1 pseudogene is annotated in these 238 nt (G+C 55.0%); it reads right to left on the bottom strand.

Features of this window, described 5'->3' with window-relative positions:
• Positions 1-238, bottom strand: a pseudogene (locus SB822_RS60765) (cobyric acid synthase CobQ); the annotation flags it as partial.

The raw sequence follows: 238 nt of genomic DNA, 5'->3' as shown, positions 1-238 counted from the left end.
ACTGCTACGCACACCAAGATCCTCCAGAAATCTCCGGCGAAATTCGTCTGCATTGAAAACACCGTGGAGGTAAGTTCCCATTATGTGCCCATCTGGCGATATGGCTCCATCGTCATGCTCGCCAATTCGGGCGAAAGGCCGCCCCATATCCGGTCCGGTCGTTCGTCCGATATGGATTTCATAACCTTCCAGCGGCACATTATGGAGAAGCGCGGTCGCCTGCACGTTGCGGACCACT

This window comes from Paraburkholderia sp. SIMBA_054 (genome assembly GCF_046534875.1).
In the GTDB taxonomy this organism is placed as follows: Bacteria; Pseudomonadota; Gammaproteobacteria; order Burkholderiales; family Burkholderiaceae; genus Paraburkholderia; species Paraburkholderia hospita.
The sequence above is the reverse complement of the archived record's forward strand: the minus strand, read 5'-3'. Positions and strand labels throughout refer to the sequence as shown.